This is a genomic window from Xanthobacter sp. DMC12 (assembly GCF_056314105.1).
Map to the genome: position 1 here is coordinate 398,120 of NZ_JBQUYZ010000003.1, position 19,101 is coordinate 417,220.

Genomic DNA, 19,101 nt, shown 5'->3' on the forward strand with positions numbered 1-19,101 from the left:
GTGCAGCGCCGGAAACGGCGCGGAACGCGAGCCGGGATCCAGCGCAACATTCCGCCGAAGGCGCTTCCATGCCAACCACCGCTCAAGCTTTGCCTGCTGCGCAGGAGTCCTGCGCTGGGTCCCGGCTCGGCGCTCCGGCTGCGCCGTCGCTTGGCCGGGACACGCATGGCCTCCTCCTCGCCGTCGAAAACCTCGCCAAGAGCTTCATCCTGCACCTGCGCGGTGGACTCACCCTTCCCGTGGTCTCCGGCGTCACCTTCGCGGTCCACGCCGGGGAATGCGTGGCGCTGGGCGGGCCGTCGGGGGCGGGGAAAAGCTCCATCCTCAAGATGGTCTATGGCAATTACCGCATCGATGCCGGCTCCGTGCGCATCGCCGATGGCGACACCTTCGCCGAAGTGGCGGGGGCCGAGCCGCGGCAGATGCTGGCCCTGCGACGCAACCGCGTCGGCTATGTCAGCCAGTTCCTGCGCGTGATCCCGCGCGTCTCCACCCTCGACGTGGTGGCCGCTCCGCTGCGCGCGGAAGGCGTGGACGAAGAGACCGCGAAGACCCGCGCCGGCACGCTCCTCGCCCGGCTCAACCTGCCCGAGCGCCTGTGGTCTCTGCCGCCCGCCACCTTCTCCGGCGGCGAGCAGCAGCGCGTGAACGTGGCGCGCGGCTTCATCGGCTCCCAGCCGCTGCTGCTGCTGGACGAGCCCACCGCCTCGCTCGACGCCGCCAACCGGCAGGTGGTCATCGATCTCATCCGAGAGAAGAAGGCGGCGGGCACCGGCCTGCTGGGCATCTTCCACGACGCCGAGACCCGCGAGGCCGTCGCCGACCGGGTGGTGGATGTCACCCGTTTCGAAGCCTGATACCGGAGCCCCGCCAATGACCGAACAGGTTTTCGCCAACGCCCGTCTCGTCCTCGCCGACGAGATCGTTTCAGGCCACGTCACGGTGACGGACGGCACCATCACCGCCATCGGCACCGGCACCGTTCCGGCGGGTGCGGAGGACGTGGGGGGCGACTATCTGCTCCCAGGCTTGGTGGAGCTGCACACGGACCATGTGGAGGGCCATCTCGCGCCCCGCCCCAAGGTGCGCTGGAACCCCCTCGCGGCCATGCTCGCCCATGATGCGCAGATCGCCGCCTCGGGCATCACGACCGTGTTTGATTCCCTGCGCGTGTGGCCGGACAAGAAGGCGGTCGGCATGGACGGGGATGCCCCGCTCCTGATCGCCGCCCTGGAGGCGGCCCGCGCCGCCGATGCGCTGCGCGCCGAGCATTTCATCCACCTTCGCTGCGAAATCCCCACCGACACGGTGGTGGAAGACGCCGAGGCGATCCTGAAAAAGACGCCCGTGCACCTGATCTCGCTCATGGACCACACGCCGGGCCAGCGGCAGTTTGCGACCATCGACCAGTTCCGCTCCTATTACATGAAGAAGAGCGGCATCAGCGCCGAGGAGATGGACGTGATCGTCACCTCGCGGCTCGATTTCCACGCGCGCTACGCCCGCGAGAACCGGGCCGGGCTGGTGGCCCTCGCCCACGCACATGGCTGCGTGGTGGCGAGCCATGACGACGGCACGCCCGAGCATGTGGCCGAGGCCATCGGGGATGGCGTCGCCATCGCCGAATTCCCCACCACCGAGGAGGCCGCGCGCCTCTCCCACGAGGCCGGCATCCGCGTGCTGATGGGCGCGCCCAACCTGGTCCGCGGCGGCTCCCACACCGGCAACGTCTCGGCGGAATCGCTGGCGCGCGGCGGACGGCTCGATATCCTCTCGTCGGACTACGTGCCCTCGTCTCTCCTCTGGGCGGCCTTCGACCTCACCCGCCGGGTGCCGTCCATCGCCCTGCCCGAGGCGGTGCGGATGGTGACGAAGACCCCGGCCGAGGTGGCGGGCCTTGCCGATCGCGGCGAGATCGCCATTGGCCGTCGCGCCGACGTCGTGCGGGTGGCGCTGGCCGGCGAGATGCCGGTGGTCAAGGGCGTGTGGCGGGAAGGACGGCGCGTGGCATGACGAAAGATGCGGCCGGCGCAAGGGACGGCGACAAGTTCGGCCACGGCACCCTGCTCCTCGTGGTCGGCCCCTCGGGCGCCGGCAAGGACACGCTCATCGACATCGCCCGCGCGCATTTTGCGAGCAATCCGCACGTGCTGTTCGCCCGCCGCCTCGTCACCCGGCCCTCGGGCACGGGGGAGGCGCACGGCACGCTGTCGGAAGCCGAGTTCGACGCGCTGCTGGGCGAGGGGCGCTTTCCCCTCTCCTGGCGCGCGCACGGGCTTTCCTATGCGCTCGGGCCGGAGGTGGCGGAGGTAATCGCGAAGGGCGGCGTCGTGGTGGCCAACGGCTCCCGCGCCACCTTGCCGGAAGCGCGCCGCCGCTTCGCGCGGGTGCGGGTGGTGCATGTGACGGCGCCGGTGCCGGTGCGCGCCGCGCGCCTCGCCATGCGCGGCCGCGAGAGCGCCGACGACATCGCCGAACGCCTCGCCCGCGCGCCGGAGCTGGACGTGGCGCCCGACCTCACCATCGACAATGTGGGCACGCCCGCCGAAGGCGGCGCGCGCCTCGTGGACTTCATCGCCGAGGAACTGGCCACGGTCGCCTGACGGGGGCCGACGCCCCGATCGCAGCTGGCGCCCCGAAGCTATCGCCGTTCGCCAGCCGGCAGATAGGGCTGGAGCGCGTGGGCGAGCTTGGACGGGGTGAGCGACTGGAGCCACACCGTGCCGGGCCCGGCGAGGCGGGCGAGGAAAAGGCCGTCGCCGCCAAACAGCATGTTCTTTACGCCCCGCACGGTGGTGATCTCGAAGGAGACGCTGTCCTCGAACATCCCCACATGCCCCGGATGCACCAGCAGATCCTGCCCCGGCTGCAGGGTGTAGCTGACGATCTCGCCGCCCAGCTCGATGAAGGCCGAGCCCTCGCCGGTGAGGTGCTGGAGGATGAAGCCGTCGCCGCCGAACACGCCGGCCCCCAGCGTCTGCTGCACGCCGACGCCGATGGAGAGCGTCGGCGCGCCCGCGAGGAAGCCGTGGCGGTGCACGAGATAGCCGCGCCCCGGCGCCACCTGCATCTCGAAGATGCTGCCGGGAATGGTGGCCGCAAAGGCCACCAGCGCCTCCCCGCCCTCGGCCGTGAACTCGGTCATGAACAGCCCGCCGCCGCCCAGCGCGCGGCCGATGGCACCGAAGAAGCCGGTTGAGCCACCGGTGGCCGTGGTGGTGCGCATGGCGACGTTGGAGGTCATCCAGGAGAGGCGGTCCGTCTCGGCCAGCACGGTCTCGCCCGCAGCCAGCGTGAGCGTGAGCACGGGCAGCGTCGTTCCGGAAATCTCGTGGCGCATGTTTTCTCTCCCGGTAAGTCCGCACCGAGATTAGGGTGAGGAAAATCGCACGCAAGCGACCGCCTCCGGCCAAGCCGCAACAATCACTGCACAAGCTGAGGAAAAGCCCATGCGCGCTCCCACGCTCCTTCTCCTCTCCCTCCTCGCCACGCCCGCCTTCGCGCAGCAGCCGGCCGTTCTGCCCTATCTCAACGCGCCCGCCGACGGCGCGCCCATCCTCCGGCCGCCGACGCTCTCCATGTCCATCAACGGCGGGCCGGCGCGCCGGGCGATCATGGATACCGGCTCCACCGGCGTGGTGGTCTCGGCAAGCGCCATCCCCGGCTTCGACCAGTTGACGCCGCTGGGGCCGGGAGAACTCACCTACACCTCCTCCGGCCGCATCATGCGCGGGGTGAACGTGATGGTGCCGGTGACGGTGGCCGGAGCAGACGGCACCAGCATCACCACCCAGCCCATTCCGGTGCTGGCGGTGACGCGCATCGATTGCCTGCGCAACGCCCGCAACTGCCGCCCCATGGATGCGCCCCGCCGGGTCTCCATGCTCGGCATCGGCTTCGCCCGCGCCAAGGACCGCCAGCCGGGCGCGGGGCCGGGGCGCAACCCCTTCCTGAACGTGGCCGGCATGGGGACGGCCGATTTCAAGCGCGGCTATGTGGTGACACGGCGCGGCGTGCAGGTGGGGCTGGCGAAGGACACCGGCGCGGCCTTCCAGAAGGTGAAGCTCGCCAGCGACCCCGCCACGGGCGACTGGGGGCCCATCCCCACCTGCCTCGCCCTCAATGGCCAGACCCCTGCCGCCTGCGGCACGCTGTTGCTCGATACCGGCGTGTCCATCATGTACCTGACCCTTCCGCCGGCCCAGACGGATGGCCTTGCCGTGCCCGGCCTGCGCGGCGGGCGCGTGGTGGCGGACGGCGCCAGCCTCGCCGTATCGCCGGGCGCGGGCCAGCCGGCCCCGGCCTACAGCTTCACCGTGGGCGACCGGAGCAATCCGGTGACGCCGGAGCGCGTCGTGCTGGTCGGACGCGGCGACCGGCCCCCCTTCGTCAACACCACCGTGCGGGCGCTGAACGCCTTCGACTATCTGTTCGATGCCGATGCCGGGGAGGCGGGGTTCCGGGCGGTCGGCGGCCGATAGCGAACAAATCCGGAAAGTCGGGCGCGGACTGATTCGGTCACGGCCCGTTCGCGCTGCGTGCGCGGGGTGCCCGAACCAATGTGCCATTTCTGGACAGAGGATTGCGCGCCAGCCGCTATCCCTCCGTCATGGCCGGGCTTGTCCCGGCCATCCACGTCGGGCCGAAAGCGCATTGATCGAATGATAGTCCCCAGCCGCTCCACGTGGACGCCCGGGACAACCCGGGCATGACCGCCGTGAGGTAGGGTGCGACGGTCTAATATCTCCCCGGGAAGACGACGGCGGCGAGGCCGGGCGCGACGCGGAGCGATACAGAACAAACCCCGAAACCCGGCCGCCGACTGATTCGGTCATGCCCCGTTCCCGCTGCGTGCACGGCTGGCCGAGCCGCTGTCCCATTTCGGGACGGTAGAACGGCGCGCAGCGCCGGCAAGCGCAGCGTTTTGCGAACGAACCCCGAAAACCAGCCGCCGCCTGATTCGGTCACGCCCCGTTCCTGCTGCGTCCCCAGCGTGCGCGCACCCCCGTCCCGTTCCGGGACAGGCTCACGGCTTCAGATAGAGCGCGAGGCGGGTGGCGGCGTTGCGCAGGTGCTCTTCGGCTGCGGCGCGGGCGGCATCGGCATCCTGCCGCTCGATGGCGGTGAAGATGGCCACATGCTCGTCCTGCACCGCCTGCGCGAGGCCGCCGAGGCGGGCGGTGTTCGCGCGGGCGGTACGGATGAAATGGCGCACCCGGTGGTCGAGGAACTGGGAGAGGTCGCGGAAATAGGGATTGCCGGTGGCCTCCACGATGGCGCGGTGGAAGGCCATGTCCTCGTCCACCCCCGGCTCGCCGCGAAACACCGCCGCCTGCATGGCCTCGAGCTGGTCGTGGATCCGGCCGAGATCGTCCGCGGAGCGGCGCACGGCAGCATGGGCGGTGGCATTGGCTTCCACGGCCATGAGCAGTTCCACGATGGCGCTCATCTCCGCGCGGTCGCTGAGATCGGCGATTTCCAGCCGGAAGGAGGAGGCGGCGCCGGGATCGGCAACGAAAGCCCCCGCCCCCTGCCGGCTGGTGACGAGCCCATCATGTTTCAGCCGGCCCACCGCCTCGCGGACGATGGGGCGGCTGACGCCGTAGGTTTCCGACATCTGGTGCTCGGTGGGCAGCTTCTCGCCCGGCTGGAGACGGCCGGAGGCGATCTCCTCGCGCAAGCGCTGAGCGAGCGTGTCGGCGAGCGAGGGCGCGCGGCCGAGAATGTCGCGCGGCATATCGCGGGGCGTCGCGCGGGGCGTTTCGCGGGGGTCCGCCATCCTTATGTCCTCACCTCCACCGGCCGTGTGGGTGGGGCGCCGCTGCTGGTGCGGCGCCCCTCGGCTCAGCTCGCAATATAGAGACCACCATTCACGTGCACTGTCTCGCCGGTGACGAAGCTCGCCCAGTCGGACGCGAGGAAGGCGACGACACCCGCCACCTCCTCCGCCGTCCCCAGGCGCTTCAGCGGCGTATTGGCGAGGAGCGCCCCGCCGTTCGCCGCCATCAGCGGGCGCACCATGGGCGTGTCGATGAGGCCGGGCGACACCGCATTCACCCGCACCTTGGGCGCGAGTTCCTGGGCCAGCGTGCGCGAGAAATTCAGCACCGCGCCCTTGGCCGCCGCATAGTCCGCATGGCCGACGCTGCCTTTGTGACCAGCCATGGAGGCGACGTTCACGATGGACGCGCCCTCCGCGAAATGGGGGATGGCGGCGCGGCAGGTGTAGAACACCCCGTCCAGATTCACCGCGATGCCGGTGCGCCAATAGTCGTCGCTCATCTCCGCGACCCGCCGCTCGCGATAGAGCCCGGCGGAGGTGACGAGCACGTCCAGCGCGCCGAATCGATCCGCCAGCGCTTTCAGCGCCGCGTCCGCCTCCTCCGGCTTCGCCGCATCCTGCCGCAGCGGGAGCACGCGGGTGCCGGAGGGGTCCAGCTCCGCCGCGAAGGCGGAGACGCCCTCAAGGTCGAGATCGGTGAGCACGCAATTGGCGCCGAGGTCGAAGAACACCCGAGCGATGGCGCGGGAAATGCCGCCGTTGGCGCCGGTCATCAGCAGGGTCTTGCCGGTGAAGTCGATCATCATGCGCCTCAGGTCATCAGCCAGCCGCCGGCCACGTCCACCACCTGTCCGGTGACGAAGGCCGAGGCGTCGGAGGTGAGGAACACGCAGGTCGCCGCCACCTCCTCCGGCTGGCCGAGACGGCGCAGCGGGGTGGAGAGGCGCACCGCCTCGTTGGCGGTGGAGGCGGTGCCGCGCATCATCGGCGTGTCGATGCGGCCGGGGGCGATGGCGTTCACCGTGATGCCATAGGGGCCGAGCTCGCCCGCCAGATGCTTGGTGAAGCCGATGAGCGCGGCCTTGGAGGCGGCATAGTGGACGCCCACGATGTCGCAATAGGTGCGCCCCGCCACCGAGGCGATGTTGACGATGCGGCCCCTGCCCTGCGCCTTCATGCCCGGCGAGAGCGCCCGCACGCAGTTGAAGGCGCCGGTGAGATTCACGTCGATCACCCGCCGCCATTCCTCCGGCGGCATCGCCCAGGCTTCCGAGCGGCGGCCGTCCGCCCCGCTCTTGGGCGAGATGCCGGCATTGTTCACCAGCACCTCCACCGGCCCGAGCGCCGCCGCAGCCGCCTGCGCGGCGGCCTCCACGGCGGCATAGTCGGAGACGTCCGCGGCAAGGCCGATGGCGGCGGCGCCGCGCGCGATCGCGGCCTCGGCGGCCTCGTTGGCGAGGGCCGCGTCATGGTCCACATAGGCAATGGCGAGGCCCGCATCGGCGAGGGCATCCGCCTGGGCGCGGCCGATGCCGCGACCAGCGCCCGTGACGAAAGCGACGCGCGCGCTCACCGGCCGGTCTCCAGCATGATCTTGCCGAGATGGGCGCTCGATTCCATCAGCGCATGGGCTTCCTGCGCCTGCTCCAGCGGGAAGGTGGCGTGGATGAAGGGCTTCACCTTGCCGGCGTCGAGCAGCGGCCACACATCGCGCATGAGCAGATCGGCGATGGCCTTCTTCAGCGCCACCGGGCGGGCGCGGAGCGTGGAGCCGGTGAAGGTCAGGCGCTTCAGCATGACAGGCATGAGGTCGATAGTGACCTCGCTCGGCTGGAGGAAGGCGATCTGCACGAGGCGGCCTTCCACGGCGAGGGCCTGAAGGTTGCGCGCCACGTAGGGGCCGCCCACCATGTCGAGGATTTCCTCGACGCCCTTGCCGTCGGTGAGCGCCTTCACCTCGGTGACGAAATCGCCCTCGCGATAATTGATGGCCGCGTCGGCGCCCAGCGACAGGCAGAAGTCGCACTTCTCCTTCGAGCCCGCCGTGGCGATGACCCGCGCGCCGGCATGATGGGCAAGCTGGATGGCGGTGGAGCCGATGCCGCTCGATCCGCCATGGATGAGGATGGTCTCGCCCGCCTTCAGCCCGCCGCGGGTGAAGACGTTGTCGTAGACGGTGTAATAGTTCTCCGGCAGTCCGGCCGCTTCCAGCAGGGACAGCGGCTTGGGGATCGGCAGGCACAGGGGCGCCTCGGCGATGCAGTATTCGGCATAGCCGCCCGAAATCACGAGGGCGCAGATCTCGTCGCCGATCTTCGGGGAGGTGACGCCCTCGCCCAGCGCGACCACGCGGCCGGCGATCTCGAGGCCGGGCACGTCGGTGGCACCGGGAGGCGGGGGATAGTTGCCGGCACGCTGGAGGCAGTCGGGGCGATTCACGCCCGCCGCCACCACTTCCACCAGCACCTGCCCCGGGCCGGGACGCGGCACATCCGCCGTCTCGACCGTCACCACCTCGGGACCGCCCGCGCCCGCAAAGCGGACCTGTCGCATGGTCTTGGAAATCTCTGCCACCGGCTTCCTCCCTTGCGCCTTCTGCGAGGCTTTCCGGCACCTGTCGGCGGCGGCCTTTTCGGCCGCGCCCGGTCCCGGCGGCGCCCTCATCACGGCGCGTTCTGGTCGGCGAGGAAAATACATAGGTCGTACTTGTCAGGCAACTTGGTTATCTGCATTATCCGCCTCGCCAGACGGGCCGGCCGCCACGCCGGACCGCAGCCGAAGGGCACGAAAACCGTGCCCGAGCAACGGTTTGAATCGCCCGGCCCGAACCGGGGTCGGCGGAGGGAGGAAATCATGAAGTTGTTTGCGCGGGCGGCGCTCGCCGCCGCCATGCTTGCTGCCGTGCCGATGGCCACGACCCTGCCCGCAGCGGCACAGGGCACCGTGAAGTTCGGCGCCCTCTATCCCTTTTCCGGCACCCTCGCGCTGCTCGGCGATGAAAGCTTCCGCGGCTTCGAGCTGGCGGTGGAGGAGCGCAACGCGGCCGGCGGCCTCAACGGCCAGAAGATCGAGTTCATCAAGGGCGACGCGGTCGATCCCAACCAGGCGGTCGGCGAAGCGCGGCGCCTCACCTCGGTGGACAAGGTCTCGGCCATCTTCGGCACCTATTCTTCATCCCTGTCGCTGGCGGCGACGCAGGTGACCGAGCTCGCCAACATCCCCTATTTCGAGCTGGGCGCGATCTCCGATCCCATCACCGAGCGCGGCTTCAAGTACGTCTTCCGCACCAACGCCACGGCGCGCGACTTCGCCAACCGCATGGTCGATTCGATCATCGAGGCCATCGCCCCGGCGCTCAACGCCAAGCCCGGCGACCTCAAGATCGGCATCATCCACGAGGACAGCCTCTACGGGCAGACCGTCTCCGGCTATCAGAAGGCCCGCGCCAAGGAGAAGGGCCTCAACGTGGTTGAGGTGCTGCCCTATTCGGCGAAGTCGGTGGACCTCACCCCCGTCATCCTGCGCCTGAAGTCCTCGGGCGCCGACGTGGTGCTGCAGACCTCCTACCAGAACGACACCGTGCTGTTCTTTCGCCAGATGAAGGACCAGGGCTACAAGCCCAAGGCGGTGATGGGCGCCGGCGGCGGCTATTCCACCCGCGACACCATGCAGGCGGTGGGCGCGGAGAACATGGAAGGCGCCCTCGACGTCGATTTCACCCAGTACAACACCAACCCCAAGGCGGCGCCGGGCATCACCGAGTTCGCGGCGAAGTACAAGGCCAAGTACGGCATCGAGCCGCGCTCGGGCCACTCGCTCGCCAACTACATGGGCGCCAAGGTGTTCTTCGACGCCATCGCCAGCGCCAAGAGCACGGACGCCGACAAGGTGCGCGCCGCCGTCCTCGCGGTGGACATCCCCGTCGGCCAGACCTCGACCGGCTGGGGTGCCAAGTTCTCCGAGCAGGGCCAGAACACCCGCGCCGTGCCCTTCCTGATGCAGTGGCAGGGCGGCAACCTCGTCACCGTGTTCCCGACGGACGCCGCGGTCGCCAAGATGAAGACCGGCATCGGCGCCAACTGAGCATCCGACTGAGGCGGCGACCTCCCGCGCCGCCCTGCCCCGCCCGGTCTGGCTCCGGGCGGGGCCCTCTGACACCGGACCGGCGCAGCCCGCTGCGCTCTCGGCCGAAGCCGCGCCCCTGCCCCGGCGCGGCGCCGGCCCCCTGCGCCCCGACGGCACGCCTCACCCACCTGCGCACTGGAGCCAAGCGCGATGGACGTTCTTATCCAGCTGGTGCTCAACGGCATATTGCTCGGCAGCATGTATGCCATCATCAGCGTCGGCCTCACCCTGATCTTCGGCATCGTGCGGGTGGTGAACTTCGCCCACGGCGAGTTCCTGATGGTGGGCATGTACGCGGCCTATCTGCTGGCCGCGAAGTTCGGCCTGCATCCCTATGCCGCCGCGGTGCCCATCGTGATCCTGCTGTTCGCCATCGGCGCGGCGGTGCAGCGCTTCCTCATCCAGCCGCTGCTGGGGGCCGAGGAGCACATCCAGATCTTCGCCACCGTCGGCCTCTCCACCGCGCTGGTTAATCTCGCGCTGCTGGTGTTCGGCGCGGACCTCTATTCCATCCCCCCCTCTGCCGCGCAGGGCTCCGTCATGGTCGGCGGCTTCTCGCTGGTGAAGGGACAGATCGTGATGTTCGTGTGCGCGCTGGCGCTGGTCGCCGGGCTGCACCTCTTCATGCAGTCCACCGCCCTCGGCCGCGCCATCCGCGCCACCGCGCAGAACCGCAACGCGGCGCTGCTCATGGGCGTGAAGGTGGACCAGATCTACGTCATCGCCTTCGGCATCGGTGCCGCCTGCGTCGGCCTCGCCTCGGCGCTGGTGATGCCGCTCTATCCGGTCACGCCCACCATCGGCACCTACTTCGTGCTCACCGCCTTCGTGGTGGTGGTGCTGGGCGGCATGCGCTCCATGTATGGCGCCTTCTTCGGCGCCATGATCATCGGCCTCGTGGACAGCCTCTCCGGCTACTACATCGCCCCCGACCTGAAGGAAGTCGTCTATTTCGCGATCTTCCTCGCCATCCTCATCTTCAAGCCCACCGGCCTGTTCGGCCTCGGCCGCGGCACGGAGTGATCCGATGAGCCTTCAAGACTCCTCGCCCGCCTCCGCCACCCCGGTGTCCTCCGGCGGTCCCTCCCTGCTGGCGCGCCTCGCCAATCCGCGAGTCTATTGCGCGCTCCTCGCGCTCTCGCTGCTGGTCATCATCCCGGCCTGGTCCGGCTCGACCTTCGTCATCCACGTCTTCGTCACCATCTGCGTGTTCGGAGCGCTGGCTACCGCGTGGAACATCCTCGGCGGCTATGCCGGCCAGCTCTCGCTGGGCCACACGGTGTTCTACGGCATCGGCGGCTATACGGCGGCGCTGCTGCTGGACAGCTTCGGCCTCTCGCCGTGGATCGGCATGATCGGCGGCGCGGCGCTGGCGGCGCTGGTGTCCATCGGGATCGGCTATCCCTGCTTCCGGCTCCGCGGACCGTTCTTCTCGCTCGCCACCATCGCGTTCCTCGAGGTGGTGCGGCTGCTCGCCATCCACTTCAACGGCCTCACCGGCGGCTCGGCCGGTCTGGTGGTGCCGCTGCAGATCGGCTGGCCGTGGATGATCTTCCGCGAGAAGATCAACTATCTCTACATCGCCTTCGGCCTGCTGCTGCTGTCGCTCGCCGTCAGCTACGCCATCCGCCACTCGCGGCTCGGCTATTCCCTCACCGCCGTGCGCGAGCGCGACAGTGCGGCCCAGGCGGCAGGCATCAACATCAACGGCGTCAAGCTCTGGGCCATCGCCGCCTCGGCGGCGCTCACGGCGACCGTCGGCACCTTCCACGCCATGTACATGACGTTCCTGGAGCCGGCGACGCTGTTCTCTCTCGCCACCGCCATCGAGATCGCCATGTTCGCCCTGATTGGCGGCCTCGGGACGGTGGCGGGGCCACTGCTCGGGACGGTGCTGGTGGTGCCGCTGGCGGAACTCGCGCGCGGCTGGCTCGGGGCCTCGGCCAACGGCCTGCACGGCTTCGTCTACGGCACCGTGCTGGTCATCATCACGCTCACCCTGCCCGGCGGCCTCGTCGGCACCTTCGGCCCCTTCGTCACCCGCCTCATCGACAGACTGCCGGGCGGCGGACGGACCCGCCCGGAGACGGTTGCGCCCGCGGTCAAGCTGGTCGGCGGCACGGTCGGCGAGCCGGTGCTGAAGGCGACAAACCTCGTGAAGCGCTTCGGCGGGCTGGTGGCCACCGACAACGTGTCCCTCACCCTCAAGCGCGGCGAAATTCTGGGCGTCATCGGCCCCAACGGCGCGGGCAAGACCACCGTCTTCGCCCAGCTCTCCGGCTTCCTCGCGCCCAATGCGGGCACGGTGGAACTCCTGGGACAAGACGGCAAATGGCACCAGCCGAAGACGCCCGATGCCTTCGCCCGCCTCGGCATCGGCCGCACGTTCCAGATCGTCCAGCCGTTCGGCAAGCTGACAGTGCTGGAGAACATCATGATCGGCGCCTTCCTGCGCCACCGTTCAGTGGACGACGCCCGCGCCGTGGCGCTGCGGGTGGCGCGCACCGTCGGCCTGTATGACGTGAAGGATGTGGAAGCCGGCACCCTGCCCATCGGCGGCCTGAAGCGGCTGGAGGTGGCGCGCACGCTGGCGACCGAGCCCACCGTCCTCCTCCTCGACGAGGTGATGGCCGGCCAGAGCCAGTCCGACACGCTGAAGATGGTGGAACTGGTGCGCGCCATCCGCGACAGCGGCGTTTCCGTCATCGCCATCGAGCACAACATGCAGGCCATCATGAGCCTGTCGGACCGCATCGTCGTCATCGACAGCGGCAAGGTGATCGCCGAGGGCGCGCCGGAAGCCGTCGTGCGCGAGCGCCGGGTGATCGAGGCCTATCTCGGAGAGGATTTCGTCCATGCTCAAGGTCTCTGACGTGACCGCCGGCTATGGCCGGACCGTCATCCTCCAGAACTTGTCGCTCCGCGTGGGAAGGGGCGAGGTCGTCACCATCATCGGCTCCAACGGCGCCGGCAAGACGACCCTGCTGCGCACCATTTCCGGCCTGGTGAAGCCCACCTCCGGGACCATCGAGTTCGACGGCAAGCGCATCGACCGCATGAGCCCGGATGAAATCGTCGGCTCCGGCCTCATCATGGTGCCGGAGGCGCGCCAGCTCTTCCCGGTGATGACCGTGCGCGACAACGTGCTGATGGGCGGCTACCACCCGAGCGTCCGCGCCGGGATGATGGAGCGTTTCGAGGAGGTGCTGGACATCTTCCCCCGCGTCCGCGAACGCCTCTCCCAGCTTGCCGGCTCCCTCTCCGGCGGCGAGCAGCAGATGGTGGCCATCGCCCGCGGGCTGATGGCGAAACCCAAACTGCTGATGCTGGACGAGCCTTCGCTGGGCCTCGCGCCCATCATCGTCGGGCAGATGTTCGATGTCATCGACCGCATCTGCAAGAGCGGCACCACGGTTCTCCTCGTGGAGCAGAAGGCGTTCCACGCGCTGAAGATCGCCGACCGCGCCTATGTGATCGAGAACGGCGCCATTGCCATCGAGAACACCGGCGTGGGCCTGCTCGCCGACCCGCACATCAAGACCGCCTATCTCGGCATCTGAGACCGGACCTTTGCCCATGACCGCCCCGACATCCCGCGAGATTTCCGGCCTCACCAAGGTCTACGGCATCCTCGCGGACCCCATCCATCACGTGAAGACGCCGCAGATGCTCAACGCGCTCATGGCGCGCGAGGGCCGCGACGGCGTGATGGTGCCCTTCCATGTCTCCTCCGACGAGCTGCCGCGCCTCGTGGACGGCCTCAAAGCCATGAAGAGCCTTGGCGGCTTCGTGGTCACGGTGCCGCACAAGACCGCCATCGTGGACCTTCTGGACGTGGTCTCCGACAGCGCCCGCCGCATCGGCGCCTGCAACGTGGTGCGCCGGGAAGAGGACGGGCGGCTGATCGGTGACATGCTGGACGGCAAGGGCTTCGTCGGCGGGCTGATTGCGGCCGGCATCGATCCCAAGGGCAAGAGCGTCTATCTCGCGGGAGCGGGCGGGGCGGCCAACGCCATCGCCTTCGCTTTCGTGGAGGCCGGTGTTGCCCGCCTCACCATCGCCAATCGCACGCGGGCCAAGGCGGAAGACCTCGCCGCCCGCCTCGCCGACGCCTTCCCGGGCGCGCCGGTTCAGATCGGCACGTCCGACCCCTCCGGCCACGATATCGTCGCCAATGCCACCTCGCTGGGACTGAAAGAGGGCGATGCCCTGCCCCTCGATGCATCGCGGCTGACGAGCGACCAGATCGTCGCCGAGGTCATCATGCAGCCGGAGGAGACCGCCATCCTTGCGGCGGCGAAGGCCAAGGGCTGCCGCACCCATCCGGGCAAGCCCATGCTGGTCTGCCAGCTCGATCTGATGGCCGACTTCCTCGGCATGCGTTCCCTCGGAGCCGCCTCGTGACCGGCGCGCTGGCGGGCCGCTGCGCCCTCATCACCGGCGGCGCCTCGGGCATCGGCCTTGCCGTGGCGCGGGCCTTCCGGGCGGAGGGCGCCTCCCTCGTATTGCTCGACCTCGATCCCGCCGCCGCGCGCATCGCGGAAGAGCTGGGCGAGACCCTTGCCGTCAAGGGCTCGGTGACGCGCAAAGCCGACATCGTAGCCGCCTTCGATGCGGCCGAGGCGCGGTTCGGGCCGGTGGACATCTGCCTCGCCAATGCCGGCGTCTCGCAGAACGCCCCCACCCTCTCGGTGAGCGAGGAGGAGTGGGAGCGCGTCATCTCCATCAACCTCACCGGCGTGTTCCTCACCGCGCAGGAAGCCGGCCGGCGGATGATCGCGCAGGGTGGCGGCTCGCTGCTGCTCATGGCCTCCATGTACGGCATCGTCGCCGCGCCGGAGCGGATCGGCTACTGCGCCTCCAAGGCCGGCGTCGCCATGATGGCCAAGGCGCTGTCGTGCGAATGGGCGCGCGAGGGCGTGCGGGTGAATGCCCTCGCCCCCGGCTATGTGCGCACACCCTTCCTCGACGACCTCGCCGAACGCGGCCGCCTCGACCTCAACAGGCTCCGGGCCCGCACGCCCATGGGCCGGCTGATCGAGACCGAGGAGGTGGCGCGCATGGCCGTCTTCCTGGCGTCCGATCAAGCGAGCGCCGTGACCGGCCAGATCATGGCCGTGGACGGCGGCTGGACCGCCTACGGCTACCTGTGAACACCGCCTGCGGCAGGTGCCGCAGGCCTGTCGAACACAGCTTCCGGCGGGTGCCGGAGGCACGGACATGAAACGTTTTAATTGACGGTCCCGACGCCACTCCGAGCGCAGGAGGACGCCGCGGCACGGAGACAAGAGATGCCCGAGACCATTGCCCTTCATCCCGCCGCGCCCTGGGTCGAACTGAAGACCACCGAGGCCGACTGGGCCGCCGCCGACCCGGCCCTGCTCAAGGAGCTTCTGGCGCAGATGGCGCTCATCCGCGCCTTCGAGGAGAAGGTGCTTGAGCTGGCCGGCGAAGGCCTCGTGCACGGCCCCGCCCATTCCTCCATCGGGCAGGAGGGCGGCGCGGCTGGCTCCATCGTGGGCCTGCGCCCCACCGATCAGGTCAACGGCTCCCATCGCGGCCATCATCAGTTCCTCGCCAAAGCCCTCGCCTATGTGGCGCCGGGCCTCGACCCCACCGCGCCGCTGAGCGATGACACCCACGCCCTGCTCCACCGCTCGCTCGCCGAAATCCTGGGCCTCGAACCCGGCTTCGGCCACGGGCGCGGCGGCTCCATGCACCTGCGCTGGGGTGAGGCGGGCGCCATCGGCACCAATGCCATCGTCGGCGGCGGTGTGCCTCTGGCGGCGGGCGCCGCCTTCGCCCACAAGCGCGCGGGCACGGGGGATGTGGCCATCTCCTATTTCGGCGACGGCGCGGTGAACATCGGCGCGGTGCTGGAGACCATGAATCTCGCCGCCGCGTGGGACCTGCCGCTGCTCTTCTTCATCGAGAACAACGGCTATGCGGTGGCCACCACCGTGGAGGAGGCGACCCGCGAGACGCGCCTCTCGGGCCGCGGCACCGGCTTCGGCATCCCCTCCTGGAAGGTGGATGGCATGGACCCGCTGGCGGTCCATCTCGCCACACAGGAAGCTTTGAAGATCATGCGCGCGGGCCAGGGCCCGGCCGTGATCGAGGCGGACGTCTACCGCTATTTCCACCAGAACGGCGCCCTGCCCGGCTCCGCCTTCGGCTATCGCACCAAGGAGGAAGAGGCCTCCTGGCGCGCCCGCGATCCCATCAAGCGCACCGGCGCTGCGCTGGTGGCGCGTGGCGACCTCACACAGGATGATCTCGACGCCCTCACCGAGCGCGCCGAGGCCGCCATGGCGGATGCGGCAGCAAAGCTCGTGGAGACCGTGGGCAACAAGCGCCGGGTGATTCCCAGCATGTGGCCCAACGTGTCCTTCGTGGACGAAGGCATCCGCGGCGATCTCTCCGAGCTTTCGGGCAAGCGCGGCGAGGAGGAGGCGACCTATCGCGGCCGCCTCGCCGAGCGCAAGTTCGTGGACGCCATCGCCGACGTGCTCCACCGCCGCTTCGAGACGGACGAGCGCTTCGTCATCATGGGCGAAGACATCCACAAGCTGAAGGGCGGCACCAACGGCGCCACGCGCGGCCTCGCCGCCGCCTTCCCCGACCGCTGCCTCGGCACCCCCATCTCGGAAGGCGCGTTCGCGGGCCTCGCCGGCGGCATCGCCATGGACGGGCGCTACCGGCCCATCATCGAGTTCATGTATCCCGACTTCATGTGGGTCGCCGCCGACCCGGTGTTCAACCAGATCGGCAAGGCGCGGCACATGTTCGGGGCGGATGTTCCGGTGCCCCTCGTACTGCGGACAAAGATCGCCATGGGCACGGGCTACGGCTCCCAGCACTCGCTGGACCCGGCGGGCGTGTTCGCCACCTCCCCCGGCTGGCGCATCGTCGCGCCCTTGACCCCGTTCGACTACGTGGGCCTGATGAATGCGGCGCTGGCCTGCGAGGACCCGGTGCTCGTCATCGAGCATGTGGACCTCTACCAGACCTCGGGTGCCATCCCGGACGGCGACCTCGACTACATCATCCCCTTCGGCAAGGCGAAGGTGGTGCGGCCAGGGCGGGAGCTCACGATCCTCACCTATTCCGCCATGGTCCATCGCAGCCGCGAGGCGGTGGAGGAGCTGGGGCTCGATGCCGAGATCATCGACCTCAGGTCCCTCGACCGCGCCGGGCTCGACTGGGACACCATCGGCGAGAGCATCCGCAAGACCAACAACGTGCTCATCGTGGAGCAGGGCTCCCTCTCCACCTCCTATGGCGGCTTCCTCGCCGACGAGATCCAGCGCCGCTATCTCGACTGGCTGGACCAGCCGATCCAGCGCGTGACCGGCAAGATCGCCTCGCCCACCATCTCCAAGGTGCTGGAGCGCGCCGCCTTCGCCGGCAAGGAAGAAGTGATGGCGGGCCTTGCCGTCACCATGGCCGCGAAAGGCACGCCCCTGCCGGGAATGCCCGGCGCCGCCCTCTAGTCCCATTCGGATCGAAGACGATGGACAGTTTCGATTACATCGTGGTGGGCGGCGGCACAGCCGGATGCATCCTCGCTAACCGGCTCTCCGAAGATCCGGGGCTGCGCGTGCTGCTGCTGGAGGCCGGCGGCACGGACAAGGGCTTCTGGGTGCCCATCCCGGCCGGCTTCTCCAAGCTCCTGTCGGGCAGCGCATTCAACTGGCGCTTCAACACCGAGCCCGAGCCCAACACCTATGACCGCCCCATCGTGGTGCCCCGCGGCAAGGGGCTCGGCGGCTCGACGCTTATCAACGGCATGATCTTCGTGCGCGGGCAGAAGCAGGATTTCGACGGCTGGGCCCAGCGCGGCGCCACCGGCTGGGGCTATGATGACGTCCTGCCCTATTTCAAGAAGTTCGAGCGCTTCGACGAGCCGGACGCGGACCCGACCGTGCGCGGCACGGACGGCCCCATCAGCATCGTGCGCGTGGGCGAGCGGCCGGTGCTCTCCGAGGCCTTTCTCTCGGCGGCCGAAGAGGCAGGGTTCCCCCGCAATCCCGACTACAACGGGAAGGACCAGGAAGGCTTCGGCTATTATCAGGTGAACCAGCGCGGCGGGCGGCGCTGGACCGTGGTGGACGGCTATCTGCGCCCTGCCCTCTCCCGCCCCAACCTCAAGGTCATCACCCACGCGCAGGCGCTGCGGCTGGTGCTCGACGGGCGGCGTGTGACGGGCGTGGTGTTCCGGCGGGATGGGAAGGAAGAGACCGCCACCGCCTCCGGCGAGGTACTTCTCACCGCCGGCGCGGTGCAGTCCCCCCATCTGATGGAACTCTCCGGCATCGGCCATCCGGAGGTGCTGAAGGCGGCGGGCATTCCTGTCGTTCATGCCCTGCCCGGCGTCGGCAACAATTATCAGGACCATTTCGCCACCCGCATGAACTGGCGGGTGAAGGAGCCCATCACCCTCAACGAGCAGACGCGCGGCATCGCCCTGGCCAAGGCAGTGGCGCAGTATTTTCTCACCCGCAAGGGCATCCTCACGCTGGGCACGGGCCTCGCCCATGGCTTCGTGAAGACGCGGCCGGGCCTCGCCGGGCCGGATGTGCAGTACTTCTTCATGCACGCGAGCTACGCCAACGCCGCCGATCGCACGCTGGATCATCTGCCGGGCATGACCATCGGCGTCACCCAGTTGCGGCCCCACTCGGTGGGCTCGATCCATGCGAAGAGCGCGGACCCGCTGACGCCGCCAGCCATCCGGCCGAACTTCCTCGCCGTGGAGGAGGATCGCGCCTGTCTTGCCGCCGGCATGAAGATCGCGCGGCAGATCGTCGATCAGCCGGCCATGGACCCCTACCGTGCCTTCGAGATGAACCCGGGGCCGGACTGCCGGAGCGACGACGACTTCGTGGAGTTCGCCCGCCGCACGGGACAGACCATCTATCACCCGGTCGGCACCTGCAGCATGGGCACCGGGCCTCAGGCCGTGGTGGACCCGCACCTGCGCGTCATCGGCCTCGATGGCCTGCGCGTGGTGGATGCCTCGGTGATGCCGACGCTGGTCTCGGCCAACACGGCCGCGGCGGTGATGATGGTGGCGGAGAAGGCGGCAGACCTCATCAAGGCGGACAGCCGGGGCTGAGCGGCGCCGCGCTTCGGCGCCGCGCTCGGCCCCAGTCCGGAGCCGTCATCCCCCGGCTCGTCCGGGGGATCCACTC

The 19,101-nt window shown here is 69.3% G+C and carries 17 protein-coding genes; 12 read left to right on the top strand and 5 right to left on the bottom strand.

Annotation, left to right across the window (positions count from 1 at the left end; translation table 11 throughout):
- Positions 1-68: 68 nt before the first annotated feature.
- From phnL to phnN, 3 genes are read left to right on the top strand one after another with little or no spacing between them, the layout of a single operon-like run.
- Positions 69-857 (top strand): phosphonate C-P lyase system protein PhnL, encoded by a 789-nt coding sequence (gene phnL / locus ACT535_RS14995; protein WP_476365015.1) that lies wholly within the window; start codon positions 69-71, stop codon positions 855-857.
- 16 nt (positions 858-873) lie between these two features.
- Entirely contained in the window at positions 874-2,013 is a 1,140-nt protein-coding gene (locus ACT535_RS15000) for an alpha-D-ribose 1-methylphosphonate 5-triphosphate diphosphatase (protein ID WP_476365016.1), read from the top strand.
- The gene (gene phnN / locus ACT535_RS15005; protein WP_476365017.1) at positions 2,010-2,603 is read left to right on the top strand and encodes a phosphonate metabolism protein/1,5-bisphosphokinase (PRPP-forming) PhnN; all 594 of its coding nucleotides are present in this window, start codon (positions 2,010-2,012) and stop codon (positions 2,601-2,603) included. The genes ACT535_RS15000 and phnN overlap by 4 nt, the downstream gene beginning before the upstream one ends.
- A gap of 38 nt (positions 2,604-2,641) precedes the next feature.
- Here the strand turns inward: phnN and ACT535_RS15010 are convergent, their stop codons facing one another.
- The gene (locus ACT535_RS15010; RefSeq protein ID WP_476365018.1) at positions 2,642-3,340 is read right to left on the bottom strand and encodes a TIGR00266 family protein; all 699 of its coding nucleotides are present in this window, start codon (positions 3,338-3,340) and stop codon (positions 2,642-2,644) included.
- Positions 3,341-3,449: 109 nt separating this feature from the next.
- Between ACT535_RS15010 and ACT535_RS15015 the strand changes: the two genes are divergently transcribed.
- Positions 3,450-4,481: a hypothetical protein gene (locus ACT535_RS15015; RefSeq protein ID WP_476365019.1), complete on the top strand. Its 1,032-nt coding sequence runs from the start codon at positions 3,450-3,452 to the stop codon at positions 4,479-4,481.
- A 545-nt stretch (positions 4,482-5,026) separates the two neighbouring features.
- Here ACT535_RS15015 and ACT535_RS15020 read toward each other — a convergent pair.
- The 4 genes from ACT535_RS15020 to ACT535_RS15035 all read right to left on the bottom strand — a co-directional run bounded on the left by ACT535_RS15020 (position 5,027) and on the right by ACT535_RS15035 (position 8,335).
- Entirely contained in the window at positions 5,027-5,779 is a 753-nt protein-coding gene (locus tag ACT535_RS15020) for a FadR/GntR family transcriptional regulator (RefSeq protein WP_476365020.1), read from the bottom strand.
- Positions 5,780-5,844: 65 nt separating this feature from the next.
- Positions 5,845-6,588 carry an SDR family NAD(P)-dependent oxidoreductase gene (locus ACT535_RS15025; RefSeq protein WP_476365021.1) on the bottom strand — a complete coding sequence of 248 codons (744 nt, stop codon included), beginning with the start codon at positions 6,586-6,588 and terminating at the stop codon, positions 5,845-5,847.
- A 5-nt stretch (positions 6,589-6,593) separates the two neighbouring features.
- Positions 6,594-7,355, bottom strand: coding sequence for an SDR family oxidoreductase (locus tag ACT535_RS15030; protein ID WP_476365022.1), 762 nt, complete (start codon positions 7,353-7,355; stop codon positions 6,594-6,596).
- The gene (locus ACT535_RS15035; RefSeq protein ID WP_476365102.1) at positions 7,352-8,335 is read right to left on the bottom strand and encodes an NAD(P)H-quinone oxidoreductase; all 984 of its coding nucleotides are present in this window, start codon (positions 8,333-8,335) and stop codon (positions 7,352-7,354) included. Before ACT535_RS15035 ends, ACT535_RS15030 begins: the two co-directional genes overlap by 4 nt.
- 300 nt (positions 8,336-8,635) lie before the next feature.
- Here ACT535_RS15035 and ACT535_RS15040 point away from each other — a divergent pair, with 300 nt between their 5' ends.
- The 8 genes from ACT535_RS15040 to ACT535_RS15075 all read left to right on the top strand — a co-directional run bounded on the left by ACT535_RS15040 (position 8,636) and on the right by ACT535_RS15075 (position 19,025).
- On the top strand, positions 8,636-9,865 hold the full coding sequence (locus tag ACT535_RS15040) for an ABC transporter substrate-binding protein (protein ID WP_168459147.1): 1,230 nt from the start codon (positions 8,636-8,638) through the stop codon (positions 9,863-9,865).
- 192 nt (positions 9,866-10,057) lie between these two features.
- Entirely contained in the window at positions 10,058-10,930 is an 873-nt protein-coding gene (locus ACT535_RS15045; protein WP_168459148.1) for a branched-chain amino acid ABC transporter permease, read from the top strand.
- Between the two features lie 4 nt (positions 10,931-10,934).
- A complete protein-coding gene (locus tag ACT535_RS15050) occupies positions 10,935-12,779 on the top strand; it encodes a branched-chain amino acid ABC transporter ATP-binding protein/permease (protein ID WP_476365023.1) in 1,845 nt (614 codons plus the stop codon).
- The gene (locus ACT535_RS15055; protein ID WP_476365024.1) at positions 12,763-13,467 is read left to right on the top strand and encodes an ABC transporter ATP-binding protein; all 705 of its coding nucleotides are present in this window, start codon (positions 12,763-12,765) and stop codon (positions 13,465-13,467) included. Before ACT535_RS15050 ends, ACT535_RS15055 begins: the two co-directional genes overlap by 17 nt.
- A gap of 16 nt (positions 13,468-13,483) precedes the next feature.
- Positions 13,484-14,311: a shikimate dehydrogenase family protein gene (locus ACT535_RS15060; protein WP_476365025.1), complete on the top strand. Its 828-nt coding sequence runs from the start codon at positions 13,484-13,486 to the stop codon at positions 14,309-14,311.
- On the top strand, positions 14,308-15,060 hold the full coding sequence (locus ACT535_RS15065) for an SDR family NAD(P)-dependent oxidoreductase (RefSeq protein WP_476365026.1): 753 nt from the start codon (positions 14,308-14,310) through the stop codon (positions 15,058-15,060). The genes ACT535_RS15060 and ACT535_RS15065 overlap by 4 nt, the downstream gene beginning before the upstream one ends.
- Positions 15,061-15,198: 138 nt before the next feature.
- Positions 15,199-17,400, top strand: a complete 2,202-nt coding sequence (locus tag ACT535_RS15070; RefSeq protein ID WP_476365027.1) for an alpha-ketoacid dehydrogenase subunit alpha/beta — start codon at positions 15,199-15,201, stop codon at positions 17,398-17,400.
- A gap of 20 nt (positions 17,401-17,420) precedes the next feature.
- Positions 17,421-19,025, top strand: coding sequence for a GMC family oxidoreductase (locus ACT535_RS15075; RefSeq protein ID WP_476365028.1), 1,605 nt, complete (start codon positions 17,421-17,423; stop codon positions 19,023-19,025).
- Positions 19,026-19,101 lie beyond the last annotated feature (76 nt).

Coding starts and splice junctions, on each gene's coding strand:
- ACT535_RS15040 (WP_168459147.1), top strand. CDS start 8,636: ATGAAGTTGTTTGCGCGGGCGGCGCTCGCCGCCGCCATGCTTGCTGCC.
- ACT535_RS15010 (WP_476365018.1), bottom strand. CDS start 3,340: ATGCGCCACGAGATTTCCGGAACGACGCTGCCCGTGCTCACGCTCACG.
- ACT535_RS15070 (WP_476365027.1), top strand. CDS start 15,199: ATGCCCGAGACCATTGCCCTTCATCCCGCCGCGCCCTGGGTCGAACTG.
- ACT535_RS15020 (WP_476365020.1), bottom strand. CDS start 5,779: ATGGCGGACCCCCGCGAAACGCCCCGCGCGACGCCCCGCGATATGCCG.
- phnL (WP_476365015.1), top strand. CDS start 69: ATGCCAACCACCGCTCAAGCTTTGCCTGCTGCGCAGGAGTCCTGCGCT.
- ACT535_RS15015 (WP_476365019.1), top strand. CDS start 3,450: ATGCGCGCTCCCACGCTCCTTCTCCTCTCCCTCCTCGCCACGCCCGCC.
- ACT535_RS15045 (WP_168459148.1), top strand. CDS start 10,058: ATGGACGTTCTTATCCAGCTGGTGCTCAACGGCATATTGCTCGGCAGC.
- ACT535_RS15025 (WP_476365021.1), bottom strand. CDS start 6,588: ATGATGATCGACTTCACCGGCAAGACCCTGCTGATGACCGGCGCCAAC.
- ACT535_RS15050 (WP_476365023.1), top strand. CDS start 10,935: ATGAGCCTTCAAGACTCCTCGCCCGCCTCCGCCACCCCGGTGTCCTCC.
- phnN (WP_476365017.1), top strand. CDS start 2,010: ATGACGAAAGATGCGGCCGGCGCAAGGGACGGCGACAAGTTCGGCCAC.
- ACT535_RS15060 (WP_476365025.1), top strand. CDS start 13,484: ATGACCGCCCCGACATCCCGCGAGATTTCCGGCCTCACCAAGGTCTAC.
- ACT535_RS15000 (WP_476365016.1), top strand. CDS start 874: ATGACCGAACAGGTTTTCGCCAACGCCCGTCTCGTCCTCGCCGACGAG.
- ACT535_RS15075 (WP_476365028.1), top strand. CDS start 17,421: ATGGACAGTTTCGATTACATCGTGGTGGGCGGCGGCACAGCCGGATGC.
- ACT535_RS15035 (WP_476365102.1), bottom strand. CDS start 8,335: ATGCGACAGGTCCGCTTTGCGGGCGCGGGCGGTCCCGAGGTGGTGACG.
- ACT535_RS15055 (WP_476365024.1), top strand. CDS start 12,763: ATGCTCAAGGTCTCTGACGTGACCGCCGGCTATGGCCGGACCGTCATC.